Origin of the sequence: Gemmobacter sp., from assembly GCF_046292685.1 — a bacterium.
Taxonomy (GTDB): domain Bacteria; phylum Pseudomonadota; class Alphaproteobacteria; order Rhodobacterales; family Rhodobacteraceae; genus Wagnerdoeblera.
This window is the reverse complement of the sequence record NZ_JBKBQM010000013.1, coordinates 28,794-55,283: the sequence shown is the minus strand read 5'-3', so window position 1 is coordinate 55,283 and position 26,490 is coordinate 28,794. Positions and strand designations below refer to the sequence as shown.

General features: G+C 68.8%; 33 protein-coding genes and 1 tRNA gene. 11 read left to right on the top strand and 23 right to left on the bottom strand.

Features of this window, described 5'->3' with window-relative positions:
- Nucleotides 1–27: 27 nt before the first annotated feature.
- The 7 genes from lexA to ACK4S2_RS05635 form a co-directional block, all read right to left on the bottom strand.
- On the bottom strand, nt 28–720 hold the full coding sequence (gene lexA / locus ACK4S2_RS05665; protein ID WP_409621347.1) for a transcriptional repressor LexA: 693 nt from the start codon (nt 718–720) through the stop codon (nt 28–30).
- A gap of 71 nt (nt 721–791) precedes the next feature.
- Nucleotides 792–1,973: a molybdopterin molybdotransferase MoeA gene (locus ACK4S2_RS05660; protein ID WP_409621344.1), complete on the bottom strand. Its 1,182-nt coding sequence runs from the start codon at nt 1,971–1,973 to the stop codon at nt 792–794.
- A complete protein-coding gene (moaC, locus tag ACK4S2_RS05655) occupies nt 1,970–2,440 on the bottom strand; it encodes a cyclic pyranopterin monophosphate synthase MoaC (protein WP_409621341.1) in 471 nt (156 codons plus the stop codon). Before moaC ends, ACK4S2_RS05660 begins: the two co-directional genes overlap by 4 nt.
- The gene (gene trpC / locus ACK4S2_RS05650) at nt 2,440–3,252 is read right to left on the bottom strand and encodes an indole-3-glycerol phosphate synthase TrpC (protein WP_409621338.1); all 813 of its coding nucleotides are present in this window, start codon (nt 3,250–3,252) and stop codon (nt 2,440–2,442) included. Before trpC ends, moaC begins: the two co-directional genes overlap by 1 nt.
- Nucleotides 3,253–3,332: 80 nt before the next feature.
- The gene (locus ACK4S2_RS05645) at nt 3,333–3,977 is read right to left on the bottom strand and encodes a uracil-DNA glycosylase (protein WP_409621335.1); all 645 of its coding nucleotides are present in this window, start codon (nt 3,975–3,977) and stop codon (nt 3,333–3,335) included.
- Nucleotides 3,974–4,990, bottom strand: a complete 1,017-nt coding sequence (gene trpD / locus ACK4S2_RS05640) for an anthranilate phosphoribosyltransferase (RefSeq protein ID WP_409621332.1) — start codon at nt 4,988–4,990, stop codon at nt 3,974–3,976. The genes ACK4S2_RS05645 and trpD overlap by 4 nt, the downstream gene beginning before the upstream one ends.
- On the bottom strand, nt 4,987–5,568 hold the full coding sequence (locus tag ACK4S2_RS05635; RefSeq protein WP_409621329.1) for an anthranilate synthase component II: 582 nt from the start codon (nt 5,566–5,568) through the stop codon (nt 4,987–4,989). The genes trpD and ACK4S2_RS05635 overlap by 4 nt, the downstream gene beginning before the upstream one ends.
- Nucleotides 5,569–5,728: 160 nt before the next feature.
- Here ACK4S2_RS05635 and ACK4S2_RS05630 point away from each other — a divergent pair, with 160 nt between their 5' ends.
- Nucleotides 5,729–7,234, top strand: a complete 1,506-nt coding sequence (locus ACK4S2_RS05630) for a divergent polysaccharide deacetylase family protein (protein ID WP_409621327.1) — start codon at nt 5,729–5,731, stop codon at nt 7,232–7,234.
- A 3-nt stretch (nt 7,235–7,237) separates the two neighbouring features.
- Here ACK4S2_RS05630 and ACK4S2_RS05625 read toward each other — a convergent pair whose 3' ends face one another.
- The 3 genes from ACK4S2_RS05625 to ACK4S2_RS05615 form a co-directional block, all read right to left on the bottom strand.
- Nucleotides 7,238–7,378 carry a hypothetical protein gene (locus ACK4S2_RS05625; RefSeq protein ID WP_409621325.1) on the bottom strand — a complete coding sequence of 47 codons (141 nt, stop codon included), beginning with the start codon at nt 7,376–7,378 and terminating at the stop codon, nt 7,238–7,240.
- 94 nt (nt 7,379–7,472) lie between these two features.
- Entirely contained in the window at nt 7,473–8,474 is a 1,002-nt protein-coding gene (gene gap, locus ACK4S2_RS05620) for a type I glyceraldehyde-3-phosphate dehydrogenase (protein ID WP_409621323.1), read from the bottom strand.
- A gap of 162 nt (nt 8,475–8,636) precedes the next feature.
- Complete coding sequence (locus ACK4S2_RS05615) at nt 8,637–9,383, bottom strand: DsbA family protein (protein ID WP_409621321.1); 747 nt, start codon at nt 9,381–9,383, stop codon at nt 8,637–8,639.
- A gap of 89 nt (nt 9,384–9,472) precedes the next feature.
- Between ACK4S2_RS05615 and ACK4S2_RS05610 the strand changes: the two genes are divergently transcribed.
- The gene (locus tag ACK4S2_RS05610; protein ID WP_409621318.1) at nt 9,473–10,612 is read left to right on the top strand and encodes a pyridoxal phosphate-dependent aminotransferase; all 1,140 of its coding nucleotides are present in this window, start codon (nt 9,473–9,475) and stop codon (nt 10,610–10,612) included.
- 25 nt (nt 10,613–10,637) lie between these two features.
- On the opposite strand, the gene ACK4S2_RS05605 is transcribed toward ACK4S2_RS05610, so the two are convergent.
- Nucleotides 10,638–11,075 (bottom strand): outer membrane protein assembly factor BamE, encoded by a 438-nt coding sequence (locus tag ACK4S2_RS05605; protein ID WP_409621316.1) that lies wholly within the window; start codon nt 11,073–11,075, stop codon nt 10,638–10,640.
- Nucleotides 11,076–11,216: 141 nt separating this feature from the next.
- Here ACK4S2_RS05605 and ACK4S2_RS05600 point away from each other — a divergent pair, with 141 nt between their 5' ends.
- The 8 genes from ACK4S2_RS05600 (at nt 11,217) to ACK4S2_RS05565 (ending at nt 16,772) form a co-directional block, all read left to right on the top strand.
- Nucleotides 11,217–11,759, top strand: coding sequence for a YceD family protein (locus tag ACK4S2_RS05600; RefSeq protein WP_409621314.1), 543 nt, complete (start codon nt 11,217–11,219; stop codon nt 11,757–11,759).
- A gap of 136 nt (nt 11,760–11,895) precedes the next feature.
- Nucleotides 11,896–12,102, top strand: a complete 207-nt coding sequence (gene rpmF / locus ACK4S2_RS05595) for a 50S ribosomal protein L32 (RefSeq protein WP_409621311.1) — start codon at nt 11,896–11,898, stop codon at nt 12,100–12,102.
- A 37-nt stretch (nt 12,103–12,139) separates the two neighbouring features.
- Complete coding sequence (plsX, locus tag ACK4S2_RS05590) at nt 12,140–13,255, top strand: phosphate acyltransferase PlsX (protein ID WP_409621308.1); 1,116 nt, start codon at nt 12,140–12,142, stop codon at nt 13,253–13,255.
- On the top strand, nt 13,252–14,223 hold the full coding sequence (locus ACK4S2_RS05585; protein WP_409621306.1) for a beta-ketoacyl-ACP synthase III: 972 nt from the start codon (nt 13,252–13,254) through the stop codon (nt 14,221–14,223). Before plsX ends, ACK4S2_RS05585 begins: the two co-directional genes overlap by 4 nt.
- 82 nt (nt 14,224–14,305) lie before the next feature.
- Entirely contained in the window at nt 14,306–14,608 is a 303-nt protein-coding gene (gene ihfA / locus ACK4S2_RS05580) for an integration host factor subunit alpha (protein ID WP_409621304.1), read from the top strand.
- Nucleotides 14,609–14,622: 14 nt separating this feature from the next.
- Nucleotides 14,623–15,492: a MerR family transcriptional regulator gene (locus tag ACK4S2_RS05575; protein WP_409621302.1), complete on the top strand. Its 870-nt coding sequence runs from the start codon at nt 14,623–14,625 to the stop codon at nt 15,490–15,492.
- Nucleotides 15,493–15,555: 63 nt separating this feature from the next.
- Nucleotides 15,556–15,633 (top strand) — tRNA-Pro (locus ACK4S2_RS05570).
- 62 nt (nt 15,634–15,695) lie between these two features.
- Nucleotides 15,696–16,772 carry a 2'-deoxycytidine 5'-triphosphate deaminase gene (locus ACK4S2_RS05565; RefSeq protein WP_409621301.1) on the top strand — a complete coding sequence of 359 codons (1,077 nt, stop codon included), beginning with the start codon at nt 15,696–15,698 and terminating at the stop codon, nt 16,770–16,772.
- A gap of 59 nt (nt 16,773–16,831) precedes the next feature.
- Here the strand turns inward: ACK4S2_RS05565 and cpaB are convergent, their stop codons facing one another.
- From cpaB to ACK4S2_RS05545, 4 genes are all read right to left on the bottom strand, one after another.
- Nucleotides 16,832–17,671, bottom strand: a complete 840-nt coding sequence (gene cpaB / locus ACK4S2_RS05560; RefSeq protein WP_409621299.1) for a Flp pilus assembly protein CpaB — start codon at nt 17,669–17,671, stop codon at nt 16,832–16,834.
- A gap of 62 nt (nt 17,672–17,733) precedes the next feature.
- The gene (locus ACK4S2_RS05555) at nt 17,734–17,913 is read right to left on the bottom strand and encodes a hypothetical protein (protein WP_409621296.1); all 180 of its coding nucleotides are present in this window, start codon (nt 17,911–17,913) and stop codon (nt 17,734–17,736) included.
- 178 nt (nt 17,914–18,091) lie between these two features.
- Complete coding sequence (locus ACK4S2_RS05550; RefSeq protein WP_409621293.1) at nt 18,092–18,286, bottom strand: hypothetical protein; 195 nt, start codon at nt 18,284–18,286, stop codon at nt 18,092–18,094.
- Nucleotides 18,287–18,353: 67 nt separating this feature from the next.
- Entirely contained in the window at nt 18,354–18,548 is a 195-nt protein-coding gene (locus tag ACK4S2_RS05545) for a hypothetical protein (RefSeq protein WP_409621293.1), read from the bottom strand.
- Nucleotides 18,549–18,897: 349 nt separating this feature from the next.
- Between ACK4S2_RS05545 and ACK4S2_RS05540 the strand changes: the two genes are divergently transcribed.
- The gene (locus ACK4S2_RS05540) at nt 18,898–19,779 is read left to right on the top strand and encodes a lytic transglycosylase domain-containing protein (protein WP_409621291.1); all 882 of its coding nucleotides are present in this window, start codon (nt 18,898–18,900) and stop codon (nt 19,777–19,779) included.
- Here the strand turns inward: ACK4S2_RS05540 and ACK4S2_RS05535 are convergent.
- The 8 genes from ACK4S2_RS05535 to scpA all read right to left on the bottom strand — a co-directional run bounded on the left by ACK4S2_RS05535 (nt 19,776) and on the right by scpA (nt 26,450).
- Nucleotides 19,776–20,117 carry an AAA+ family ATPase gene (locus ACK4S2_RS05535; RefSeq protein ID WP_409621288.1) on the bottom strand — a complete coding sequence of 114 codons (342 nt, stop codon included), beginning with the start codon at nt 20,115–20,117 and terminating at the stop codon, nt 19,776–19,778. The genes ACK4S2_RS05540 and ACK4S2_RS05535 overlap by 4 nt on opposite strands.
- 44 nt (nt 20,118–20,161) lie before the next feature.
- The gene (locus ACK4S2_RS05530) at nt 20,162–21,172 is read right to left on the bottom strand and encodes an endonuclease/exonuclease/phosphatase family protein (RefSeq protein ID WP_409621285.1); all 1,011 of its coding nucleotides are present in this window, start codon (nt 21,170–21,172) and stop codon (nt 20,162–20,164) included.
- Nucleotides 21,172–21,855, bottom strand: coding sequence for a TerB family tellurite resistance protein (locus ACK4S2_RS05525; protein WP_409621282.1), 684 nt, complete (start codon nt 21,853–21,855; stop codon nt 21,172–21,174). The genes ACK4S2_RS05530 and ACK4S2_RS05525 overlap by 1 nt, the downstream gene beginning before the upstream one ends.
- Before the next feature lie 32 nt (nt 21,856–21,887).
- The gene (locus ACK4S2_RS05520) at nt 21,888–22,376 is read right to left on the bottom strand and encodes an N-acetyltransferase family protein (protein WP_409621279.1); all 489 of its coding nucleotides are present in this window, start codon (nt 22,374–22,376) and stop codon (nt 21,888–21,890) included.
- Nucleotides 22,373–22,984: a VOC family protein gene (locus ACK4S2_RS05515; RefSeq protein ID WP_409621374.1), complete on the bottom strand. Its 612-nt coding sequence runs from the start codon at nt 22,982–22,984 to the stop codon at nt 22,373–22,375. The genes ACK4S2_RS05520 and ACK4S2_RS05515 overlap by 4 nt, the downstream gene beginning before the upstream one ends.
- Before the next feature lie 2 nt (nt 22,985–22,986).
- A complete protein-coding gene (locus tag ACK4S2_RS05510; RefSeq protein ID WP_409621276.1) occupies nt 22,987–23,715 on the bottom strand; it encodes an alpha/beta hydrolase family protein in 729 nt (242 codons plus the stop codon).
- Nucleotides 23,716–23,826: 111 nt separating this feature from the next.
- Nucleotides 23,827–24,084 (bottom strand): hypothetical protein, encoded by a 258-nt coding sequence (locus ACK4S2_RS05505; RefSeq protein WP_409621273.1) that lies wholly within the window; start codon nt 24,082–24,084, stop codon nt 23,827–23,829.
- Between the two features lie 236 nt (nt 24,085–24,320).
- Complete coding sequence (gene scpA / locus ACK4S2_RS05500) at nt 24,321–26,450, bottom strand: methylmalonyl-CoA mutase (RefSeq protein ID WP_409621270.1); 2,130 nt, start codon at nt 26,448–26,450, stop codon at nt 24,321–24,323.
- Nucleotides 26,451–26,490 lie beyond the last annotated feature (40 nt).

Sequence of the window (26,490 nt, the reverse complement as noted above, 5' to 3'; positions counted from 1 at the left end):
GTGCGGGCTAGGTTGCCCCGGCCCCGATCAGTAGGTGCGGATCAGGCCTACGAGGCGCCCTTGCACCTTGACCGCATGGTCGGGCAGCAGACGCGTTTCATAGGCGGGGTTCGCCGCCTCCAGCGCGATCATGTTGCCCTTGCGGCGGAACCGTTTCAGCGTCGCCTCGGAATCCTCGACCAGCGCCACGACGATATCGCCGTTCTCGGCCGTGGTCTGCTCGCGGATCACCACGATATCGCCGTCGTTGATGCCGGCCTCGATCATCGAGTCGCCTTTCACCTCCAGCGCATAATGCTGACCTTTGCCCGAAAGCATGCTGCCGGGAACAGCGACGTGGTGCGAGACATGGGCAATCGCCTCGATCGGGACACCGGCGGCGATCCGGCCCATCACCGGCAGTTCCAGCGCATGCACCGGCTCGATGGCCAAGGCACCGCGCGGCGGCGGAGGCGGAGGGGCGGCTTCGGCCACCAGGCGCGGGCGAAACCCGCCGCTTTCCATCGCTTCGGGCAGTTTCACGATTTCGATGGCGCGCGCGCGGTGGGCAAGCCGCCGGATGAAGCCGCGTTCTTCGAGCGCGGTGATAAGCCGATGGATGCCGGATTTCGACTTCAGGTCCAGCGCATCCTTCATTTCGTCGAAGGAGGGCGGCACACCGTCAGTGCCCATGCGGGTGCGGATGAAATCCAGCAGTTCCATTTGCTTGCGCGTCAGCATGCCGGCCCCCAGCGAGGTTGTGTTCCTTATGTTCTGTCACTGTTCCTGTTTTGTGTCAACGCCCGGGATGACTACAAGGGGATGTAGTCCACCTCGTCGCCCGCGGCGCGCGGGCCTTCGCCGATGGGGCGCACCAGCAGCGCGTCCGCCGCTGCCAAGGGCACGAGCAAGGCGCTGTCCTGCCCCGCAAAGGGGTCGATGCGCGGCAGCCCTTCGGCCGGGGTCAGCTTGGCGCGCATGTAATGGGCACGCGGGCCGTTGGGGCCCAGGTCGCGCGCCAGCCGTGCGCGGCGCAATGTGGGGCCAGGGTCGGGCAAGCCTTGCAAGGCGCGCAGCAACGGCAGCAGGAACAGATGCCCGCAGACGATGGCCGACACCGGGTTGCCTGGCAGACCGAGCATCACCGCATTCCCGAGCCGCCCGGCCATCAGCGGCTTTCCGGGCCGCATGGCGATCTTGTAAAAGGCGCGCTCGAGCCCGCGGGCCCCGGCCACCCGCGCCACCAGATCGTGGTCGCCCACCGAAGCGCCGCCGATGGTGGCAACCACGTCGGCGCCTTCGGCCAGTGCCAGCACTTCGGCCAGCGCCGCTTCGGTATCGCGCGCGATGGGCAGCAAACGCACCCGGGCGCCTTCGGCCTCAGCCATCGCCTTCAGCGCAAACAGGTTCGAGGCGACGATCTGGTCGGGGCCCGGCGCCTCGCCCGGCATCACCAGTTCGTCGCCGGTGGCGATCAGCGCGAGTTCCGGGCGGCGCGCGCAAACGGGGGCCGCGCAGTTCATCGCGGCCAGCAAGGCCAGGTCGGCAGGTTTCAGCCGGCGCGGCGCCGCGTGGCGATACCCGGCGGCAAAGTCGAACCCGCGCGGGCGGACATGGGGGCCGGCATCCAGCCCCTCCTGCAAGGTGATGCGGTCGCCGTCGCGCACCACGTCTTCCTGGATGACGATGCGGGTTGTGCCTTCCGGCACCGGGGCGCCGGTGAAGATTCGCACGGCCTCGCCCGCGCCGACCCGGCCGGCAAAGGCGGCGCCGGCCTGCGCCGTGCCGGTGACGCGCAGAACCTGACCCGGGCGCACCTCGCCGGCGACGGCGTATCCGTCCATCGCGGCGGCGGCGAACGGCGGCTGGTCGCGCAAGGCCAGCGCATCGGCCGCCAGCACCCGGCCGGCGGCCTGCGCCAGCGGCACCGCCTCGGCCGGCAAGGGCTTTGCCAGTGCCAGAACGCGCGCAAGCGCCTCGGCCACCGGGATCATGGCGCGTCGTAGCGGCCGGATTTGCCGCCCTCTTTCATCAGCAGCCGGATGTTGCCGATCTGCATGGATTTTTCGGCCGCCTTCAGCATGTCGTAGACCGTCAGGGCCGCGACCGACACGGCGGTCAGCGCCTCCATCTCGACCCCTGTTTGCCCGGCGGTGCGGACGGTGGCCTCGATGCGCACGCCCGGCAAGGCGGGGTCGGCCACCAGGTCCAGCGTCACCTTGGTCAGCGGCAGCGGGTGGCACAGCGGGATCAGGTCGGCGGTGCGCTTGGCGGCCATGATGCCGGCCAGCCGCGCCACGCCCAGCACATCGCCCTTGCCGGCACGCCCTTCGGTGACCAGCGCCAGGGTTTCGGGCTGCATGCGCACTTCGCCGGCGGCAACGGCGGTGCGTGCCGTCGATGGCTTGTCCGAGACATCGACCATGTGCGCGCGGCCCTGCGCGTCGAAATGCGTCAGCATCAGATCCCTCCCTGTGCCGTCAGCGGGTTGGCAAGCAGCGCTGCAGTGGCCGCGGCAACATCAGCCTGGCGCATCAGCGATTCCCCGATCAGGAACCGGCGCACGCCGTAGCGCCCCATGTCGGCAAGGTCGTCGGGGGTGAACAGCCCCGATTCCGCCACCACCTGCCGATCCTCGGGCACGCGGCGCGACAGGTTGCGGGTGGTGTCGAGGTTCAGCTCGAACGTGTGCAGGTTGCGGTTGTTGATGCCGATCAGCGGCGATTTCAGCCGGGTCGCCCGCTCCAGCTCGGCCGCGTTGTGGACCTCGATCAACACGTCCATGCCCAGGTCCATCGCGGCGGCTTCCAGCTCCATCGCCTGCCCGTCATCGACCGAGGCCATGATGACCAGAATGCAGTCGGCCCCCCAGGCGCGTGCCTCCAGCACTTGCCAGGGGTCGTAAAGGAAGTCCTTGCGCAGGCAGGGCAGGGTGCAGGCTTCGCGCGCGGCGGTCAGGTATTCGGGCGCGCCCTGGAACGAGGGCGCGTCGGTCAGAACCGAAAGGCAGGCGGCACCGCCGGTTTCATAGGCGCGGGCCAGCGCGGGCGGGTCGAAATCGGGGCGGATCAGCCCCTTGGAAGGGCTTGCCTTCTTGATTTCGGCGATCAGCCCCCAGCCTTGCGCGGCAGCCCGGGTCAAGGCGGCGGCAAAACCCCGGGGCGCCGGTGCCGCGGCTGCCTGGGCCTGCAGGTCCGACAGCGGAAGCGCGGCCTTGGCGGCGGCGATTTCCTCCAGCTTGTAGGCCTTGATGCGGTCGAGGATGGTGGTCATGGCGGGCCTCCTTTCGATCAGTCGTAACCCGGGCGCCGAGCGAAGGAAAGGCGCGGTCGCCAGGCGTTTTCCCGGCAGGCTCAGGCCGACCAGTCGATTTCGGCTTGCCCGCGCGCGGCCAGCCAGCGGTTCGCCGCGCTGAACGGGCGCGAGCCGAAAAAACCCCGCCGGGCCGACAGCGGCGAAGGGTGCGCGCTTTCCACGAACAGGTGGCCATTGCGCGGCAAGGCACGGCACAGCCGCTGGGCCGGCGCCCCCCACAGCAGAAAGGCCCGCGGCCCGGTTGCGGCCAGATGGTGCAAGACCTGTTCGGTCAGCGCCTCCCATCCCCAGCCCTTGTGGCCATGCGCCTGCCCTAGCGGCACGCTGAGCACGGTGTTCAGCAGCAGCACGCCTTGCCGTGCCCAGCCGGTCAGTTCCGGGTTCGGGGTGGCGCCGGTGTCGGCCGCGGCCTCGATCAGGATGTTGCGCAGCGAATCGCGCGGCGGTGTGCCGGGCGGGAAGGCAAAGGCCAGCCCGGTGGCGCGCCCCGGCGTGTGATAGGGATCCTGGCCCAGGATCACCACGCGGACCGCGGCAGGCGGGGTCAGCGCCAGCGCCCGAAACAGCCGGTCGGGGGCAGGGGCCCAGGGCGGCGCCGCCTCCAGCCGTTGCCAAAGCGCGGGCCAGGTGTCGTGAAAGAACGGCAGATGCGCCCAGGGTGCAGGCGGCTCGGGCCGCGTCATGCCGCTGGCGCGATCTGGCGCAACAGCTCCAGCCGGCTGCGGGCCGCACCCGAATCGAGGGACTCGCGCGCGATTTCGACCCCTTCCTTCAGGTCGCCGGCGCGCTCGGCCACCACCAGCGCCGCCGCGGCATTCAGCAGCACCGCATCGCGGTAGGCGCCGGTCTGGCCTTGCAGCAGCGCGCGCAAGGCGGCGGCGTTCTCTGCCGGCGTGCCGCCCAGCAGGTGTTCGAACGGGTGCCAGGGCAGGCCGGCGTCGTCGGGCGCAACCGTGAATTCCCGCACCACGCCGCCGTGCAGTTCCGCCACATGCGAGGGCGCGGCAATCGACAGTTCGTCGGTGCCGTCGCCGCCATGCACGATCCAGACCCGGACCGACCCGAGTTGCCCCAGCGTTTCGGCCATCGGACGAATCAGCTCGGCCGAAAACGCGCCCGACAGCTGGCGGCGCACGCCGGCCGGGTTGGTCAGGGGGCCGAGAATGTTGAAGATCGTGCGCGTGCCAAGCTCCAGCCGAACCGGGGCGACGTGGCGGGTGGCAGGGTGGTGCATCGGCGCCATCATGAAGCCGATGCCGGCCTCGCGCAGGCAGCGTTCGACCACATCGGGGCCGACCATCACGTTCAGCCCCAGCTCTGTCAGCGCATCTGCCGCGCCGGATTTGGAACTGAGGTTGCGATTGCCGTGCTTGGCCACCGGAACGCCCGCCCCTGCCACCACCAGCGCGGCCGCGGTGGAAATGTTCAGCGTGCCCTTGCCGTCGCCCCCGGTGCCGACGATGTCGATGGCGTCTTCGGGCGCGCGTACCGGCACGCATTTGCTGCGCATCACATGGGCGGCGGCGGCGTATTCGTCCACCGTTTCGCCGCGGGTGCGCAAGGACATCAGCAGCCCGCCGACCTGCGCCGGCGTCGCCTCGCCGCCGAACAGGATGGTAAAGGCCTGCTCGGCTTCGGCGCGCGACAGCGGGCGGGTGCAGGCGGCGGCGATCAGCGGTTTCAGGGCAAGGCTCATGCCGGGATGCTCGTCTGGGTCAGGAAATTGCGCAGCATGGCGTGGCCATGTTCCGAAGCGATGGATTCGGGGTGGAACTGCACGCCCTCGATGGGCAGGTTGCGGTGGCGCAGCCCCATGATGAGCCCGTCGCCGGTTTCGGCGGTGATTTCCAGACAGTCGGGCAGGCTGGCCCGTTCGACGACCAGCGAGTGATAGCGGGTTGCGCGCACCGGCGTCGGCAGGCCGGCGAACACGCCCTGGCCCTTGTGGTGCATCAGGTCGGTCTTGCCGTGCACGATCTGCGGCGCGCGCACGACCTTGCCCCCGAAGGCCTGGCCGATGGTCTGGTGGCCAAGGCACACGCCCAGCAAGGGCACCCGCGCCTCGGCCGCGGCCAGCGTCAGCGGCAGGCAGATGCCGGCCTGGTCGGGGTCGCACGGCCCGGGCGACAGCACGATGGCGTCGGGGCGCAGGCCCATGGCCGCCTGCACATCCAGCGCGTCGTTGCGCACGACGCGCACCTCGGCCCCCAGTTCGCCGAAATAATGCACAAGGTTGAAGGTGAAGCTGTCGTAGTTGTCGATCAGCAGGATCATGGACCGGGCCCCGTGGTATGGCCGCCTTGCGCGGCGTTTTCGGGGGGTGAACCCCGCAACATGACGCGCTATAGATGCGCGGAGCGCGGGGCGGGCGTCAAGACCGGCCGGCACCGAACCCGGCGGCATCGACCGGGCAGGCGGGCAGAAGGAGTGCAGGGTGATCCGGGGTGTGCTGTCGGGGGTATTCTGGGGACTGGTTTCCTTGGTCGTCGTGGCGGCGTCGGCCTCGTTGCTGACACCCTTGCCCGGCGCCAGAGGCCCCGCCCCCGAAGCCGCCACGGCCCCGGCCTCCGGGCAACCTGTCGCACCCCCCGCGTCTTCGGCGCCGGAAGCGCCCGAAGCCTCGGCACCCGAACCCGCGGGCGCAGAACCCGAGGAAACCGAGGCCGCCGTAACCGAGGCGCCCACGGCCCCGCCACCCGTGGTCGCGGCGCTGCCCGAACCCAGGCCGGAACCTGCCCCCCCGGCCGAAACCGCGGCGCCCGATCAGGGGCCGCAGCCCACGCCCGGCACAGCACCGGCGGTGCTGCCCGGGCCCGATGCCCTTGCGGCGCCTGCGCCGGCTGCCGCACCGCCCACGGCGCCTGTTGCCGAGGCCGTGCCTGGTGCGGCCGAAGCGCCCGGTCTGCCGGCGCAGGCGCAGACAGCGCCCGAACCGGCACCGCCCGCGCCGCAATCCCCGCCTGCGCCCGCGCTGCCGCGGCCCGATGCCGCAACCGCCCCGACGCTGCCGGCGGTGCCGCCTGCCGTTGCGGGGGCCGATCCGGCACCGCGCGGGCCGCAAGTCCTGCCGCCGGCCCCCGAATCTGCGCTGCCCGAAACCGCCGAAGCATCGCCGCCCGCCGAGGCCCCCGCCCCCGCCTTGCCCCCCGCACGCCCGCAACCGGGGTTCGGGGGGGCGGTGGATGGCGTGCGTGCCGACCGCCTGCCGCGGATCGGTGCCAGCCCGGCCTTGCCCGAAGGTGCTGCGCCGGAAACCGCCGAGGTTTCGGCGGCGCTGGTGCGCAATGCCCGCGCGTTTTCCAACCCTGATGGCAAGCCGCCCTTCGCCATCCTGTTGCTTGACGACCCGGGCGCGCCGGTCGATCTGCCGGCGCTGGCCGCTGGCGACCTGCCCATCACGCTGGTGATCGACCCGACGGCCCCCGATGCGGCGGCGCGCGCAAGCCTGTGGCGCGCGGCGGGGCAGGAGGTCGCCTTGCTGGCCAGCGCCTTGCCGGCGCGCGGGCGACCCGGCGATTACGAGGTCGCGCTGGAGGCGCTGGGTTCTGCCTTTCCACAGGCGCTGGCGCTGGTCGATCCCGCCACCGGCGGCCTGCAAGGCGACCGCAGCGCTGCCGCGGCGCTGGTGCCGGCGCTGCAGGCACGCGGCTTCGGGCTGGTCACCTGGGATCGCGGGCTCAATGCCGCCGACCAGGTGGCCCGGCGCGAAGGCCTGCCCGCCGCCACGATCTTTCGCGATCTCGACGCCGCGGGCGAAGCCGTGCCGGTGATGCGCCGCTATCTGGACCGCGCCGCGTTCAAGGCGCAGCAAGACGGCCTGGCGGTAGTGATCGGCCGGTTGCGCCCCGAAACGGTTACGGCCTTGCTGGAATGGGCGCTGGAGGGGCGCGCAAGCCAGCTGGCGCTGGCGCCGGTTTCGGCGGTGCTGGCCGCGCGCTGACGCTCAGCGCCAGAAGGCCGCCCATTCGACCAGATCGGCGAACCGCCGCGCCAGGAACAGCGCGATGCCCAGCCCGAAGGTCAGGTCCAGCACCAGCCCGCCGAGGATCAGCAGGCCGAGGATGATGGCAAGTCGGTCGGTCATCAGGGCAGCCCTTTGCCGGCGAAATCCTGCCCGAGTTAGACCGCAGCGAAAAGGGGGCCGCAAGGGCCCCCTTCTTCCGTGGATGCGGAAAGGTTCAGATCAGCCGGCCCATCGCGGCGGCCACATCGGCCATGCGCGCCGAGAAACCCCATTCGTTGTCGTACCAGGCCAGCACGCGCACGGTGCGCTTGCCCACCACCTTGGTCTGGTCGGGGGCAAAGATCGACGACTGCGTGGTGTGGTTGAAATCGATCGAGACCTTGGGTTCGGGGTCATAGGCCATCACCATGCCCATGTAGCCGGACGCCGCCTCGCGCACGATGCTGTTCACATCCTCGACCGTCACGTCCTTGCCGGCGACAAAGGTCAGGTCCACCGCCGAGACGTTCGGGGTCGGCACGCGGATCGCGCTGCCGTCCAGCCGGCCGGCCAGTTCGGGCAGCACTTCGCCCAGGGCCTTGGCCGCGCCGGTCGAGGTCGGGATCATCGCCATCGCGGCGGCGCGGGCGCGGTACAGATCCTTGTGGCGACGGTCCAGCGTGGGCTGGTCGCCGGTGTAGCTGTGGATCGTGGTCATGATCCCGGATTCGATGCCGATGGTGTCGTTCAGCACCTTGGCCAGCGGGGCAAGGCAGTTGGTGGTGCACGACCCGTTCGACACCACCAGGTGTTCGGGCAGCAGCTGGCGGTGGTTGACGCCGTAAACCACGGTCTTGTCCGCGCGCTTGGCCGGGGCCGAAACCAGCACACGCTTGGCGCCGCGGGTCAGGTGAACGGCGGCCTTGTCGCGGTCGTTGAACTTGCCGGTGCATTCCAGCACCACATCGACGCCCGACCAGTCGAGCTCTTCGGGGTTGTAGGTCGACATCACCCGGATCGGGCCACGGCCGAGGTCCAGCGTGTTGCCCTCGACCCGGACGGTTCCGGGAAAGCGGCCGTGCACGCTGTCGTATTTCAGCAAGTGGGCGTTGGTCTCGATCGGGCCGGTGGCGTTGATCGCCACCACCTGCACGTCGTTGCGCGCGGCTTCGGCGATATGCGCCAGGGTGCAGCGGCCGATGCGGCCAAACCCGTTGATCCCGATGGTAATGGTCATGCGCGACTCCGACGGCTTGTGGAACCCGCATCGCATACACCGGAACACCGCGCGCCGAAAGGCCGAAAACCGCACGTTTTCATGGCGTTAACGCAAACAGTTCCGTTGAGGCTGCGGTTTGCGCTAACGTTCGTGCGCTAACATCGGGCGCCTTCGCCCGGGTCAGTTCTTGCGGCGCTGGCCTTCGACGATCTGGCGCATGCCGTCCAGCGGCACATAGCCGCGCACCATCGTTTCCTTGATGACGAAGGTCGGGGTGCCGTTGATGTCCAGCTTGCTGGCCAGTTCGTGGTTGGCACGGATGATGCCGGCCACCGCCTCGCTGCCCATTTCGGCGCGGACGGCCGCCATATCCAACCCCTGCGCCGCGGCCAGTTTCGACAGCGCCGCATCGTCCACCGGGCCCTTCAGCGCGATCAGCACGTCGTGCACCTGCTTGTAGGCATCGTCGCCCGCCAGGCGCCGCACCGCGATGGCAAAGCGCGACGAGGTCAGCGAATCCTCGCCCAGGATCGGAAATTCCTTGAGCACGAAGCGGATGTTGCCATCGCCCGCGACCAGTTGCGCCACCTCGTCATGCGCCTTGCGGCAATAGCCGCAGCGGTAGTCCACGAACTCGACGACGGTGATGTCGCCGGCCAGGTTGCCGCCGGCCCAGTCGTCGGTGCTGTTGAAGATGGCCTGCGCATTGTCGCGCAGCAGCGCAAGGTCGCGCGCGGCGCCATCGGCCTCGCGCTGCTGTTCCAGAACGGCGATCGCCTCCATCAGCACGCCCGGGTTTTCCAGCAGATAGCTGCGCACCGCTTCGCCGAAGGCCGCGCGCTCGGTATCGGACATCGCCGAAAGGTCCAGCGCCGCGGCGGGGCTGGCAAGACCAAGGCACAAGGCGGCGGCGGGCAACAGACGCATCGGGAAACTCCGGCAAGATGTGCGGCCCTTGACCCGCACCCGCGGTGCAGGCAGGAAGCCGCCGTTGCGCGGCACCATGGGAGAAGTCGATGCGGGTTTCAAGCCGGGGCGAAGTCGATCCCTTCATCGTGATGGATGTGATGGAGGCCGCGCGTGCGCTGGAGGCGCAGGGGCGCCGGATCATCCACATGGAAGTCGGCCAACCCGGCACCCCGGCGCCCGCCGGCGCCCGGGCCGCCGTGGCCGCGGCGCTGGAGCGCGACCCGCTGGGTTATACCGTGGCGCTGGGGTTGCCGGCCTTGCGGCAGGGCATCGCGCAGCTTTACCGCCGCTGGTATGGCGTGGACCTGAACCCCGACCGGGTGATCGTCACCGCCGGGTCGTCGGCGGCCTTCCTGCTGGCGTTTTCCGCCTTTTTCGACGCCGGCGACGCGGTGGGGCTGGGCCTGCCGGGGTATCCGAGCTATCGCCACATCCTCAAGGCGCTGTCGGTGCAGGCGGTCGGCATCCCGACCGGGCCGGAAACCCGGTTCCAGCCGACGCCCGACCTGCTGCCGGCAGGGCTGTCCGGGCTGATCGTGGCCTCTCCGGGCAATCCGACCGGCACGATGCTGGGGCAGGCGGAACTGGCGGCGCTGGCCGGTGCCTGCGCCGCGCGCGGGCTCGCGCTGATTTCGGACGAAATCTATCACGGCCTGCATTACGGGGCGCCTGCGGTTTCGGCGCTGCAGGTTACCGACAATGTCTGCGTCATCAACTCGTTCTCGAAATATTTCTCGATGACAGGCTGGCGGATCGGCTGGATGGTGGTGCCCGAGGCGCAGATCCGCCGGATCGAGCGTCTGGCCCAGAACATGTTCATCTGCCCGCCGCACGCCAGCCAGGTGGCCGCGCTGGCCGCGCTGGACTGCACGCCCGAGCTGGAGGCGAACCGCGCCGTCTATGCCGAAAACCGCCGCCTGATGCTGGAAGGGCTGCCGCGCGCCGGGTTCGCACGTATAGCGCCGCCCGACGGCGCGTTCTACATCTATGCCGATGTTTCGGACCTGACATCCGACAGCCGCGTGCTGGCCGCCGATATCCTGAACCGCGCCGGCGTCGCCGTGACCCCGGGGCTCGACTTCGACCCTGCCCGGGGGCGCACGACCTTGCGGTTTTCCTATGCGCGCAGCACTTCGGACATCGCCGAGGGGCTGGAGCGGCTGGCCGGCTTCATGCAGCGGCGCTGAGCGCCGGCGCGCGGCCCCACGACGCTTACAGGCCCTGACGCACGAACTGCCCGGGGTTGAAGCGGCCCAGGTTGCCCATCAGCTGCCGGATCAGGCCGATGCCCTTGATGTTGGTATCGGTCACGCGACGCGACAGCGCCACAACCTGCCCGTCGGCCAGCCCGAACCGTTCGATGTTGCTGACGCGGCCGCGCGGATCGAAGCTGACGGCGACGACCTGACGGTCGACCTCTTTCGGGGCGCTGGCACCGCGATGAGACCAGCGGCTTTGCACGTAATACCAGCCGCCATCCTGCATCAGCCCACCGGCGGAAGGGCGCCCGACCTTGAAGGCCACCGTATCGCGCGTGTCCTTGCCCACGGCGATCGTAGCCAGGTCTTCTTCCGAAGGGGTGTAGCCGTGGTTCCGCACGATTTCCGTGCAGGCGCCCAGGGCGACCAACGCAAGCCCAAACAGTGCCATGCGCACACGCGGTGCCGCCGATCCCATTGCGTCCTCTTGCCTTGCCCGCCGAAGCCTCCTATCCGGCTTACAGAAGGATGCGCCCTGGTTCAAGCCGCCGCCGCATGACAGCGCAGGACACCGCCACAGCGAGGCCCCCGCATGACCGACCCGACCCTGATCCGCACCGCCGAGCTTGCCGGGAACCGGCGCCGCAGGTTCGACCTTGCTCCCGATGCGGCGGCGCGGGCGGCACTGGCGGAGGATCTGGGTTTGCTGGCGCTGGACTCGGTGCGCCTGGCGGGCGAGCTGCGCCCGGTCGGCCGGTCGGATGTGGCGCTCGACGCGCGTCTGCAGGCCGAGGCGGTGCAGGCCTGCGTGGTGACGCTGCAGCCGGTTCCGGCGCGCATCGACGTGCCGGTGACCCGGCATTATGTCGCCGACTGGGTCGAACCCGAAGGCGACGAAATCGAGATGCCCGAGGACGACACGCGCGAACCGATGCCCGAGGTGCTGGACCTGAACGCCGTGCTGGCCGAGGCGCTGGCCCTGGCGCTGCCCGATTACCCGCGCGCACCCGGCGCCGAACTGGGGCAGGCGGTCTTTGCCGCCCCCGGGGTCGAGCCCTTGCGCGACGAGGCGTTGAAGCCCTTTGCCGGCCTGGCCGCCTTGCGCGGCAAGCTTGGCGGAGGCGACGCGGATTAGGGCTTGCGCCCGGCCAGAATCCGGCTATTTTCCGCGCCTCGCAAGACAGGTCGCACCGGCCCCGTCCGACTCGGGGCCTGGTGTGATTTTCGCAAGAAGATCAGGGGCGTGTCCCTGACAAGCCCGAGGTTGTAAAATGGCCGTTCCGCAGAACCGTACCACCCGCTCGCGCCGCAACATGCGCCGCGCCCATGACGCGCTGGTCGCCGCGAACCCCAACGAATGCCCGAACTGCGGCGAACTGAAGCGCCCGCACCACGTCTGTGGCGCCTGCGGCTACTACGATTCGCGTGAAGTCGTGGCCTCGGCGACCGAAGTGGACCTGGACGAGGACGCGGCGTAAGGCGCACGTGCCCCGCGCCTGCTGACCGCGTTGCATCATGGGCCCTGCCGCACTGCAAGTCCCCTCACCTGCCGCTGACCGGCAGCGGGTGGTGATTTCGGTGGATGCGATGGGCGGGGACCGTGGCCCGGCGGTCGTGGTTGCTGGAGTAGCGGCTGTTGTCGCCGCGAACCCGGACGTTCACATCCTGTTGCATGGCGACAAGTCCGTTCTGGCTCCGCTTCTGGACAAGAAGCCGGAGCTTTCGGCTTTTGTCACCCTGCGCCACGCCGAACGCGTGGTCACGATGGAAGACAAGCCCAGCCACGTGATGCGGCATGGCATGGGCACCTCGATGTGGTCCTGCATCGATGGCGTGCGCAGCGGCGAGGCGTCGGCGGCGGTGTCTTGCGGCAATACCGGCGCGCTGATGGCGGTCAGCATGCTGCGGTTGCGGCGGCTGCACGGCGTGGCGCGGCCGGCCATCGCCTGCCTCTGGCCCAGCCGTAACCCGGGCGGCTTCAACGTGATGCTGGACGTCGGCGCCGATGTGAAGGCCGACCCTGAGGATCTGTTGCAATATGCCACGATGGGGGCGTCCTACGCCCGCAACGGCCTGGGGCTGGCGCGGCCGCGTGTGGGCTTGTTGAACGTCGGCACCGAGGAACACAAGGGGCGCGCCGAACTGAAGGTCGCGCACGACCTGATCGCCTCGGCCACCGGGCCGGGCGGCTTCGATTTCGTCGGGTTCGTCGAAGGCGGCGACATTCCCTCCGACCGGGTCGATGTAATCGTGACCGATGGCTTCACCGGCAATGTTGCGCTCAAGACCGGCGAAGGCACCGCAAAGCTGGTCGGCGAGTTTCTGAAACAGGCGTTCAACGCCACCTTCCTGTCCAGGATTGCGGCTCTGCTGGCGCTCAATTCGCTCAAGCGCCTGCAAGCCCGCATCGACCCGCGTCGGGTGAACGGCGGCGTGTTCCTGGGGTTGAACGGCACCGTCGTCAAGTCGCACGGCTCGGCCGATGCCACCGGGGTCGAGGCTGCGATCCATCTGGCGACCCGCCTTGCGCGGGCCGGGTTCATCGAGCGGTTGGCGGCACGGGTTGCATCCGCGCAAGGCGCGGGGCAGGATACCCCCGGGCAGGGGGAAGGAGCCGGGGCACAACCATGACAATCCGCGCCGTGGTCCGGGGCGTAGGCCATTGCCTGCCCGACCGGATCGTCACCAACGCCGATCTGGAATCGCTGGTCGAAACCACCGACGAATGGATCCGCTCGCGTTCCGGGATCGAGCGGCGGCATTTCGCGGCCGAAGGCGAAACCACCTCGATGTTGGCCACCAAGGCGGCTCGGGCGGCGCTGTCCGATGCCGGGCTTGACGCGGGCGATGTCGATGCGATCATCGTCGCCACCTCGACCCCCGACCTGACGTTTCCTTCGGTCGCCACGATGGTGCAGGCCGGGCTCGGCATGACGCGCGGCTTCGGCTACGACGTTCAGGCGGTCTGCGCGGGCTTCGTGTTCGCGCTGGCCAATGCCGATGCGATGATCCGCGGCGGGTTGGCGCAACGGGTGCTGGTCATCGGGGCGGAAACCTTCTCGCGCCTGATGGATTGGTCCGACCGCAGCACCTGCGTGCTGTTCGGCGACGGTGCCGGGGCGCTGCTGCTGGAGGCCGCCGAAGGCGTGGGCACCGCCGCAGACCGTGGCATCCTGTCGGTGGACCTGCATTCCGACGGGCGGCACAAGGATATCCTGTATGTCGATGGTGGCGTCTCGACCGGGGTCACCGGCCATCTGCGCATGGAGGGCAAGGAGGTGTTCCGCCATGCCGTCGAAAAGCTGGCGGCAACCGCGGGTGCTGCGCTGGACAAGGCCGGCCTCGGCCCCGGCGATGTCGACTGGATCGTGCCGCATCAGGCCAATATCCGCATCATCGAAGGCACCGCCCGCAAGATGCAGTTGCCGATGGAACGGGTGGTCGTGACCGTGCAGGATCATGGCAATACTTCGGCGGCCTCGATCCCGCTGGCGCTGTCGGTGGGCAAGGCGCGCGGCCAGATCCGCCGAGGCGACCTGCTGGTGACCGAGGCGATCGGCGGCGGTCTGGCCTGGGGTGCGGTGGTTCTGCGCTGGTAGGCGCGAAACGCGGGCACAAGCCGTTGATATTGACTCGGAAATTGCCCTGACGCATGCTTGCGGGCAAATCCGGGGGGACAGAATGGGTGAAAAGACGCTGACGCGCATGGACCTCAGCGAGGCGGTGTTCCGCGAGGTGGGGCTGTCGCGCAACGAATCTGCGGCATTGGTCGAATCCGTGCTGCAACACGTGTCCGACGCGCTTGTGGCCGGCGAGACGGTGAAGATTTCGTCCTTCGGCACGTTTTCGGTCCGCGGCAAGGCCGCGCGGGTCGGGCGCAACCCCAAGACCGGCGAGGAGGTTCCGATCAGCCCGCGCCGCGTGCTGTCGTTCCGGCCCTCGCACCTGATGAAGGATCGTGTGGCCGCCGGGGCCAAGGGCTGAAAGGCGAAGGGCGGATGGAAAAGTCGCCCGAGGCGTTTCGAACGATCAGCGAAGTCGCCGATCTGCTCGAAACGCCCGCGCATGTGCTCCGGTTCTGGGAAAGCCGGTTCCCGCAGGTGCGCCCTGTCAAGCGGGCCGGTGGCCGACGCTATTACCGGCCCACCGATGTTGCCTTGCTGGCCGGCATTCGCCTGTTGCTGCACGAGCAAGGCATGACGATTCGCGGGGTGCAGAAAATCCTGCGCGAACACGGTGTTCGCCACGTCTGCGCCTTGGTCGAGGCGCGCGATCTGGTGGCCGAGGCGCAGCAGGAATGGGCCGGCGAGGATGCGCTGGACCTGTCGGCCGTGGTGCCTGCCGAACCGGCCGAACGGGTGATCGCATGGCCCGGCCCCCGGCCGCGCGCAGCGTCCGATGCGGTTTCTGCATCCGAGGGGGCCGGGGGCCCCATCGCCGCTGACCCGCCGGTTCAGGTGCCGGAGGTGCCGCAGGAAACCGTTGCCACAGCGGCCGTCGCGGGTGGCCCCGGCGGGCCAGAGGCGGTTCCTGACGCGTCGCCAGCGTTCACCCCCGCAGCAGAACCCTCGCCGCCCCAGGAGGCGCCGCCGGCGCCCGATGCCCTGGACGGTTTGCCACTGTTCCAGTTTGTGGCCGACAAGCCGGCCAAGGGGCCCCTGCCGCCCGACGAATCGCAATCGCAATCGCAAGCGCCTGAGCCGCAGCCGATGGCGTTGCCCGAGACCCCCGGAGCAGCGCACGCGCTGGCCAGGCGGTTGCGCGCCCTGCCGCCGGGTCGGTTTGCACCTGCGAACCTGCTGCCCCTGGTGGCCGCCTTGCGCGGGCTGCGCCATCGGCTGCATGCAATGCCGAACAGCGCGCTTTGATCGCAGGTCCGATGCGTTTTCGCGCTTGCCCCGGCCCGGAATATGGGTATGTATCCGCCTCGTCGGGCCGTGGCGCAGCCTGGTTAGCGCGTCCGTCTGGGGGGCGGAAGGTCGTGAGTTCGAATCTCACCGGCCCGACCAACACCGAAATCGCCCGCCTGCCGCATGGCAGCGCGGGCGATTCCGTTTCCGGGAGAAGGCTCATGGCTGACGGTGTTTTGCCGGCACAGGCGATTCGCGCGATGCTGGCACAAGGCATCATCGCGGCCGAGTTTTCTGCGGTGGCGGGTCAGGTGCAGCCTGCCAGCCTGGACTTGCGGCTTGGAACCGTGGCCTATCGCGTGCGCGCCTCGTTTCTGGCCGGGCAGGGGCGCCCGGTGGCCGACCGCATCGCCGAGTTCGAGATGCACCGGGTGGACCTGACGCAAGGGGCGGTGCTGGAAAAGGGCTGCGTCTATGTCGTGCCGTTGATGGAGCGTTTGGCGCTCCCGCCCGATGTGTCGGCGGTGGCCAATGCCAAATCCTCGACCGGGCGGCTCGACCTGCTGACGCGCACGATCACCGATGGCGGGGTCGAGTTCGACCGCGTTCCTGCAGGCTACCGGGGGCCTCTCTATGCCGAGATCTGCCCGCGCAGTTTTTCGGTGCTGGTCCGGCCTGGAATGCGATTGAACCAGCTGCGTTTGCGCCGCGGCGATGCCATGCTGGACGATGCGGCGCTGGCCGCCTTGCACGCGCGCGAGCCGTTGGTGGATGGCGTGCCGCTGATTGCGGGGGGCTTGGGCTTTTCGGTGGACCTGCGGCCGCAATCGGGCGACCTGGTGGGGTACCGGGCCAAGCCGCATGCCGGCGTCATCGATCTGGACCGGATCGGTGCCTATGACCCGGCCGAGTTCTGGGAGGATGTGCGCAGCGCGCATGGCCGCATCATCCTCGATCCCGGCGCCTTCTACATTCTGGTCAGCCGCGAGGCGGTGACGATTCCGCCCGACCACGCGGCCGAAATGGCGCCCTACCTGGCGATGGTCGGCGAATTCCGCGTGCATTACGCGGGCTTCTTCGACCCCGGTTTCGGGCATCGGGCGGCCGGCGGCGCCGGCAGCCGCGGTGTGCTGGAGGTGCGCTGCCACGAGGCGCCCTTTGTGCTGGAGCATGGGCAGGTCGTGGGCCGGCTTGTGTACGAACGAATGGCCGAGGTGCCCGATACGCTGTATGGCGCTGGCATCGCCTCGAACTATCAGGGGCAGGGGCTGAAACTTTCCAAGCACTTCCGGGCCTGACCCGGAATGCCGAAAGCGGGCCCGATGCGGCCCGCCTTCTGGTTTCGACCCGGCTTCGGTCAGTTGGTGCAGGGGATCGGGATTTCCACCACTTCGCCGCCCTTGCGGGTCTTGATGGTGCAGACCTTGGCGGCTTCGGCCGGCGCGGCCTCCTGGGTCACGATGCCCAGCAATCCGCGCTTGTCCACGTCGATCGCGGCGGCTTCGGTATCGTCGGCGATCCCGACCAGCGACAGGGCCAGACGCCCGGTGACCTGCGCCTGCGCCAGCCGGGCGACCTGCTGCGGCGTCGCCTCTACCGTCACGGTGCGCGATGCGCCGATGCTGTCGCTGTTGGTCGAGGAGTCGACCGCCGCAACGCTGATGCCCGACTCGATCAGCTTGGTGATTTCGCCTTGCACCGAGTCGCTGATGCCCGAGGCGCTGCCGGTCCAGTAGATATCCACCCGGTCGCCGGCGCGCAGGAAGCCGGAAATGCCGGTCGAGGCATCGACCTTGAAGGTAAAGGCGCGCATGCCGCGCCCCAGCCGGGTGTTCAGCCCGGCATCCTCGCCCGGTTCGGTGACCTTGGAGGCCAGCAGGGGCTCGAACTTTTCCATCTGGCGGATCACGGTCCGCTGCCCGCGCGCGCCTTCGGGGAACAGCAGCGCCTTGTCGATGAAGGCGCTTTCGGGAACGGCGGCCTTGGGCCAGGAAATGGCAACCACGTCGTCGGGGGTCAGCACGTGGCCGAAGGGAAGCGGCTTGTTGGCGACAAACACCTCGACTGTCGGCACGATGCGTTTCAAGGCCGCCTGTTCGCGGGCCTTGGTGACCGAGATGTATTCCGACGTCTTCATGGCCCCGAAACCGGCAAGGCCCAGGCCAACGGCTGTCACCACGATAGCAATCAAGCGCATCTGCGTTTTCCTTCAGGTGCCGACCAGCCCCCATGGCCGCGGCCGTATTCGTTACACTCGTCTCAGTTGCCGAGATTGCGCGAGGCAAGGTCGGCAATTGCCTGGCCCCAGTTCACCGCCTCTGCCAGCACCGGCAGGATGAACAGCATGGCCAGACCGATCACGCCGGCGGTCAGCACCACGAAATCGACGGTGACGGCACCGTCTTCGCGCGACAGAAAGGACTTCCATTTTCCACGCATACCGCACTCCGCTTGGTGTGGTTTGGTTGATGCCCGCCCAGTCTGACCCTGCGCCGCGATTGTGGCATTTCGTGGGTCGTCCAGGGGAAGATTGAAGGCACCGCAAGTCCTTGTGCGCCGACGACAAAGGCCGCGCCTTGCGGGCGCGGCCTTGCCGGTTCGGCGCTGGCGCGACCGATCAGTTGCCGTAGCCGACGGTGGTGGATTCGATCTTGGTCGCCATTTCGCCGGCGACAGTTTCGATCGAGCCGCCCACGACGTTCATCACGACGACGCCCAGGCCGACGATGGCGGCGGTCAGCACGACCCAGTCCACGGTCACGGCGCCGGATTCGTCGTTGCGGAACTTCTTGATCAGCGAAAACAGTTTCATGGTCTTGTCCTTTGCTTGGTCTGCGGGCTGATGGTCAGGCCGCGGGGTTCAGGTTGTCAGGCAGCGATCAGTTGCCGTAGCCGACGGTGGTGGATTCGATCTTGGTCGCCATTTCGCCGGCGACAGTTTCGATCGAGCCGCCCACGACGTTCATCACGACGACGCCCAGGCCGACGATGGCGGCGGTCAGCACGACCCAGTCCACGGTCACGGCGCCGGATTCGTCGTTGCGGAACTTCTTGATCAGCGAGAAGAGTTTCATTTCGTGTCCCTCCATAGGGTTTGCTCGGTTCGTTTCGCCGCTTCGGTCCGCATCATCCCGGCCTCTGTTCCGGTCCGCCTTCCGTCCTGACTTGAGGATATATGGCCCCCGAATCGTGGCAGCACTTGGGCGGGGTCGGGGTATTTTCAGTTCTTTAAGGAATTGTCGGAACGGATTTAAGTATCTGAAAATCAATAATACTTTTTCTCCGCCTGCCTGGTGTTGCAACCGCATCGCGGCAGTTTTGCCGCGATTCGCCTCCAATTCGGCCCGGGCGCGCGCATTGCTTGGGAATGCCGGCGTTTTCTGGCAAACTGCCGCAAAAGCCGGATCACAAGGCAGAGCAGACATGCAGGATCATCGACCGAACCGGGCGCCTGGCGCGGCCCGTGCGTTGGGCGCGGCGCTGGCGCTTGCTGCCGGCCTGCTGGCCACCCCGGCGGCCGCCGAGGCGCCGGCCAACGATTTCAGCTTCAAGCGCGTCAAGGCACCGGCACGCGGCGAACGGCCGACCATCGTGCAGATCGACCCGGCGGAACAGGCACGGCTCCTGGCCATTCCCGCCGCACGGCCCATGCCCGAGGCACCGGCTGCGCCCGGCGCCCCCGCAGGGCCGCCCCCTGCCCAGACCGCAAGCCTGTTCGACTGGTACTGGGCCGAGGTTTCGCCCGGTCTGGGGCCGGTGTCCGGCCGGTTCGGCAAGGCGCTGGAGATGCTGAGCAAGGGCCCCGAGGGCGCCCGGGTGCCGTCGCCCCGCATGCAGACGATGCAGGACATGGCGAGCCGTTTCGGCACCGAGATCCTGAAGGCCACCATCGGCACCCGCGTTTCGCCCGCCCTGGTTCTGGCGGTGATGGGCATCGAAAGCGGCGGGCGGGCCGATGCGGTATCCAGCGCCGGGGCCGTCGGGCTGATGCAGCTGATCCCGGCCACAGCCGCGCGGTTTGGCGTGACCGACAGCAAGGATCCGGTGCATAACCTGAAAGGCGGCATCGCCTATCTCGATTGGCTGATGAAGGAATTCGACGGCGACCCGGTCATGGTTCTGGCCGCCTACAACGCCGGCGAAGGCGCGGTCAGAAAGAACGGCGGCGTTCCGCCCTATGCCGAAACGCGCGCCTATGTGCCCAAGGTGCTGGCGGCCTGGCAGGTGGCGCAAGGGCTGTGCCAGACCCCGCCGGAACTGGTCAGCGACCCTTGCGTGTTCAAGGTGATCGCTGCCGGCGGCTAAAGCTCGACCTCGCCTTCGGGGGGCTCGGGCGGCGGGCCCGGCTTGCGGCGGATGAGGATATCGCCGTTCGGCAGCTTTTCGGGCGTGTCGTAGTTGCGGATGTCGCCGATCATTTCGGCCAGCGACCGCAGCATCGGCTCCATCGCCTTCAGCTGTTGGCCCATGTCCTGCAAGGCCGGTTCCATTTCTGCCATCAGGCCGCGAAACAGCAATCGGGCGCCTTCGCCCAGCAGATCCAGCCCTTCGCTCAGGTCCGACGGCGGGTCGGCCTGTTCGGCCTGCTGCGCTGCGGCCGGGGCGGAAAGGGCCAGACACAAGACAAGGGTCAAGACACGCATGGTGCCAGTTTAGCGCCGGGGCAGGGCGCCTGTCACGCGGCTTGTCACGGCGTGAAATCCAGCGTCACCGGGAAGTGATCCGACGCATCCAGCAAGGCCTGGCGCAGATCGGGCGTGGACCAGCATTCCGGGTCGTCGAACGGGTGCCAGATGCGCCAGCGGGGGCCCTGGGCCGCCAGATCGGGCGATACCAGCACGTAATCCAGCAAGGCCGGAAAGAACCGCCGTTCTCCGGCGTGATAGAACCGTGCCGTGCTGTGCCCGCCGCTGAGCGGGTGGCGCAAGGCGGCGATGGCATGCGGGTCGCAAAGCCGCAGCGCCGGGTCGCCATCCAGCCCCATCACCACCTCGACCCCGGAGCGGCCGAAGGGCCCTTCGAAACTGTCCAGCCCCGGGCCATCGTTCAGGTCGCCCAGCACGACCAGCCGGTCGCCGCGGCGCAAATGATCCTCGACCCTCAGCCGCAGCCACTGGCACTGCGCCAGCTGCTTTCGCCGGTTTTCCAACGTGATCTGGTGCACCTGTTCGGCGCTGCGGGCGCCATGCGGGGCCTTGGACTTGGCGTGCACGCCGATCAGGCGGAACGGTGCGCCGGTGGCCGGGGTGACGGCCAGTTCCAGCGGCGGCTTGGAAAACTGCGCCCGTTCGCTGCCGGCGCCATTGCCCAGCGATACCTCCATCGTGCCATCGAAGCGGGGCACGCTTGCGCTACCTTGCGGATCGTGCCGCACCATCATTGCGTCGGGGTCGTAAAGCAGGGCGATTTCCTGTTCCGTGTGGCTGGCAAAGCCGATGGTCGCGCGACGGGTGCGCAGGCCGCAGGCGTCGGCGAAGCCTTCCAGCGCCTCGACCGTGCTGCGCCGGCGCCCTTCGTCCGGCGCCTCGACGATCAGCACGGCATCGGCGTCCAGCGCGGCCAGCACGCGCCCGATGCCCAGCAGTTGCGCGCGCTTGCTGACGTTGTAACGCGCCGAGGGCGTGTCATCCTCAATCGGGCGGTTGTCGTCGTCGAACAGGGCGGTGAACCATTCGACGTTCCAGGTGGCCAGCCGCATCAGGCGGCCCGGGCGCGGCTGATTTCCTCCCACGCCGCATTCACCGCGATCAGGCGGCGTTCGGCCAGCCGGACGGCCTCGGGCGGCACGCCGCGGGCCTGCATCCGGTCGGGGTGGCTTTCGCGCACCGCGCGTTTCCAGGCGGCGCGCACCTCGTCCAGCGAGGCGGTCGGCGCCACGTCCAGCACGTCGTAGGGGTCGTGCGGCTGGTCGGGGGCATAGCGTTCGCGCAGGCCGCGAAAACAGCATTCGCGCAGGCCGAATATGCCGGCAACCTCGCGCAGAAAGGCGTCTTCCTTGGCATGATATTCGCCGTCGGCCAGCGCGATGTGGAACAGCCCTTCCATGATGTCCATCAGGGTCTCGCGGTCGTCGCGGAACATGGCGGCAATCTTGCGGGCATAGGTTTCGAACCCCGCCACGTCCTGACGGGCAAGGTTGAACACGCGGGCGGCGTTGCCTTCCTCCTCCGGCGGGATGGCAAAGACCTGGCGAAAGGCGGCGACTTCGGCGCGCGTCACCTCGCCATCCGCCTTGGCCATCTTTGCCCCCAGCGCGATGATGGCGATGGTAAAGGCGACCGAGCGTTCCGGCGGCGTGCGCAGGCGGTCGAACACGGCAGCCAGCCCTTCGCCTTTGGCAAGGGCGGCCAGCGCGTCGGCAATGCGGGTCCAGATCGACATGGGGCCCACCATAACGAGGCGCAAAGGCGCTGTCAGGACAGAAGTTTCTGCATCAGCACCAGATCCCAGTAGCGGCCGAACTTCCAGCCCACCTGCGGCACCACCGCCACTTCGGCATAGCCGATCGCGGCATGAAACCTGCGGCCTTCCGGGTTGCCGCCCGATACGCCGGCAATCATGCTGTGAACCCCGCGGGTGCGGGCATGATCCTCGATCCCGGCCATCAGCGCCCGGCCGATGCCGCGTCCGCGGGCGGCGGGCGCCAGGATGATGGTATGCTCCATCGCCCGGATGTATCCTGCGCCGGCCCGGAATTGCCCGTAACTGGCAAAGCCCAGGATCGCGCCATCCACCTCGGCAACGAGAAAGCCGTGGTCGGCAGCGGCCTTGGCGGCGATGCTGTCGGCCACCTCGGCCGCCGTCTTTTCCTGCGGGTTGAAGGTGACCATCGTTTCCCGGATCAGCGGGTTCCAGAACGCGACGATTTGCGCCGCGTCATCGGGGCGGGCCGGGCGGATCACAGGCACACCTCGCCTTTGGGGGTCGAAAGGGTGGCGCGCAGCATCGGCGCGCCGGTGGCAAAGCTCAGGCGCGGGTCGCGCAGCAGCGGTGCCAGGGCCGCGGCCAGCGCCTCGGCTTCGGGGTGGGTCAGGTGCAGGCCGGTCAGCCGGATGCCGCGGTCGGGCAGGCGCGGGGCAGGGTGGGCGCTGCCGTGCCACTGGATCGGCGCAGGAAACAGGCCGTCGAACGGCAACAGGCCATCGGCCGGCACTGCCATCGTCCAGCGCAAATCGCCGCGTGCCAGCGCCATCGGCGCGCCTGTGCCCGGCGGGCAGACGGCCAGCGCCGCGGCGATATCGTCGCAGGCGGCAACCCAGTTGGTCAGCCGGGGCGGCCCCGCAAAGCGGTCGAGGTCGAACCAGCGCGGCCGGCCCGGAGCCGGGGCGCCCGGGTCGATGGCTATGACTTCAAGGTATTCCGCCGGCCCCAGCGACAGCAGCCGGTTGTGCGTGCCGAAGGCGGCATGCTGCCCGCCCGGGGCCAGCGGAACCCCCAGCGCCTGTTCGACCGCCGCGACGCCTTCGGCCAGGGTGCCGCAGGCCACCGCCAGGTGGTCGAGCCGCAGCAGGCTCACAGGTGGCCCCCGAAAAATGCCAGCAGCCGCGCCCAAAGCTCGGGCTCGCGGTCGAAGTCGTAGCCGTGGCCCTGACCGGCGGCGACCAGCAGGTCTACCGGCGTGCCTTGGGCGCGCAAGGCCGCGGCCACGTTCAGCGTCTGCTGATGCGGCCAGATCGGGTCGGCATCGCCGACCGACAGGAACACCGGCACGGTCAGACGATCCAGCGGCAAGGGGGCGCCCGGGGTCAGCGCCGCCTCCTCGCCCGGCCACAGAAAGGCGCGCGGGGCATCGGGGGCCGGGTCGCGCAGACGGTGTCCCTTGCGGAAATCCTCGGGGTCGAAGGCTGCGGTCACGAAATCGGCGCCCGCATGGCTGGCCACGGCGCGAAAGGGCCCGCCCGCCCCTTGCAGCGCCGCGACCGTCAGCGCCATGCCCCCCCCGAACGACCAGCCGAACAACCCTGCCCCGCGGCACCGCGGATGCGTGGCCAGGCGCGCGCCGGCCGCCACCACGCCGCGCAGGTCCACGCCCGCAATGCGCCCCGCTGCCCAGAAATCGCCGGTGCCGTAGCTGTAGGGCAAGGCCAGCATGCCGTGCGCGGCCAGGATGGCGGCAAAGCGGTGGGCCCAGCCGGCCATCGGCCCTTCGGACCCGTGCAGGATCACCACGCCGGGCAGGCCGGTGCCATCTGCCGGGCCATAGACCGGCCATTCTCCCATCATCTCCAGGCTCAATGCCATTGCCGCCCCCCTGCCGGATTCGCTGCGCCAGCCTGCCTGCAAGCCGGGGCGCCCGCAAGCGGTCGGTGCGCGCTTGCCCAAGGCTTGCGGGCGCAGATGCAGGCGTCGTCGTCAGGGCATCTCGACGCAGGTGGTGGCCTGGCGACCGGGCTCTTGCCAGCTGACCTGCCGGGGCGAGCCTTGCAGGCTCATCCCGCCGAAGGCCGGCGAGGTATAGTTGATCGGCGGGCCCCCTGCGCGCTTGCCGAGGTAAAGGATGCGCCCGGCCTTGTTGACCACCTGCGCATCCTGCGTGGCCGCCCGCAGCGTCACCACGATGCGGGCCGCGTTCGTGCAGGAAAACCTGTGCACCGGGTCGATGGTCGGCATCGGCAAAGGGTCGATCGGCGGCCGTGTTCCGGGCGGCAGATGGCATCGGTGGCGGCCGGCAGACCGGACAACATCCGCAGCAGAAGGCTTCGCAACAGCCGCACGGTGACACCTTGCAAAAGGTTTCCCGCCTGAAGTGTGCCTCTGCCGGTCCATTGCACTTAGCGTCTTGTGACCCGCGCCCGGCCCCGGGGCGCGGCTGCCGCGGCACCCCGGGGCCGGGCGCGGGGGGGGTATCAGCCGCGCGCCTCGCGGATCAGCCGCAGGATGTCGCGCGCCGCGTCGGGAATGTTGGTGCCAGGCCCGAAAATCGCCTTGACCCCGTGGTCGTAGAGATACTGGTAGTCCTGCTGCGGAATGACCCCGCCGCAGATCACCAGGATATCCCCGGCGCCCGCATCCTTCAGCGCCTGCACCAGCTTGGGGGCCAGCGTCTTGTGGCCGGCGGCCTGGGACGAGATGCCGACCACATGGACGTCGTTGTCGATGGCGTCCTGTGCGGCTTCCTCGGGCGTCTGGAACAGCGGGCCGACGTCCACGTCAAAGCCGATGTCGGCAAAGGCGGTGGCAATCACCTTGGCGCCGCGGTCGTGCCCGTCCTGGCCCATCTTGACCACCAGCATGCGCGGGCGGCGGCCTTCGGATGCGGCGAACTCCTCCACATCCTTCTGGATTGCCGCAAAGCCTTCGTCGCCTTCGTAGGCGGCCCCGTAAACCCCTGCCAATGTCTTCACCTCCGCCCGGTGCCGGCCAAACGTCGCTTCCATGGCCAGACTGATTTCGCCCACCGTCGCACGCGCCCGTGCCGCCTCGACCGCCGCTTCCAGCAGGTTGCCGCCTTCGACGCAGCGCCGGCCCAGTTCCAGCAGCGCCGCGTCGCACGCCGCCTGATCGCGCGCGGCGCGCACCGCGGCCAGCCGGGCAATCTGGGCGTCGCGCACGGCGACGTTGTCGATTTCCAGAATGTCGATGGGGTCTTCCTTGTCTTTCCGATACTTGTTGACCCCGACGATCACTTCTTCGCCGCGGTCGATCATGGCCTGCCGGCGGGCGGCGGTTTCCTCGATGCGCAGCTTGGGCATGCCGCTGGCCACCGCCTTGGTCATGCCGCCCATCGCCTCGATTTCCTCGATCAGCGCCCAGGCCTTTTCGGCCAGTTCCGCCGTCAGGCTTTCGACGTAATACGACCCTGCCAGCGGATCGACCACATGGGTGATTCCGGTTTCTTCCTGCAGGATCAGCTGAGTGTTGCGGGCGATGCGGGCGGAAAACTCGGTGGGCAGGGCAATCGCCTCGTCCAGCGCGTTGGTGTGCAAGGATTGCGTGCCCCCCAGCGCCGCAGCCATCGCCTCGTAGGCGGTGCGGATGACGTTGTTGTAGGGGTCCTGTTCCTGCAAGCTCACGCCCGAGGTCTGGCAATGCGTGCGCAGCATCAGCGACCCGGGTTTCTTCGGGTTGAACTCCGACATGATCCGGTGCCACAGCAGGCGCGCCGCGCGCAGTTTTGCGGCCTCCATGAAGAAGTTCATGCCGATCGCAAAGAAGAAGCTCAGCCGCCCGGCGAAATCATCCACGTTCATGCCGCGGGCAATGGCCGCGCGCACGTATTCGCGCCCGTCGGCCAGGGTAAAGGCCAGTTCCTGCACCAGGTTCGCCCCGGCTTCCTGCATGTGATAGCCGGAAATCGAGATGCTGTTGAACTTGGGCATCTCCTTCGAAGTGTATTCGATGATGTCGGCGATGATGCGCATCGATGGCTCGGGCGGATAGATGTAGGTGTTCCGCACCATGAATTCCTTCAGGATGTCGTTCTGGATCGTGCCCGACAGCACCGAACGCGGGTGGCCCTGTTCTTCGCCCGTCACGATGAAGTTGGCCAGGATCGGGATGACCGCGCCGTTCATCGTCATCGACACCGAAACCTTGTCCAGGGGGATGCCGTCGAACAGGATCTTCATGTCCTCGACGCTGTCGATGGCGACGCCCGCCTTGCCGACATCGCCGACCACGCGCGGATGGTCGCTGTCATAGCCGCGGTGGGTGGCCAGGTCGAAGGCGACCGAGACGCCTTGCTGCCCGGCCGCCAGCGCCTTGCGGTAGAAGGCGTTCGATTCCTCGGCGGTGGAAAAGCCGGCGTATTGCCGGATGGTCCAGGGGCGGCCGGCATACATCGTGGCCCTGACGCCACGGGTAAAGGGCGCCAGCCCCGGCAGGCTGCCCATGTGGGGCAGGGCGGCGGTATCGGCCTCGGTGTAAAGCGGCTTGACGGCAATGCCTTCCAGCGTGTTCCAGGTCAGGCTGTCGGGGTCGGCGCCTTTCAGTTCCTTTGCGGCAAGGGCGCGCCACGCGTTCAGGTCTGCGGCCATCGGCCTTCTCCTTTTGTCGTCGGGGAAGTCCCCGGTTTGC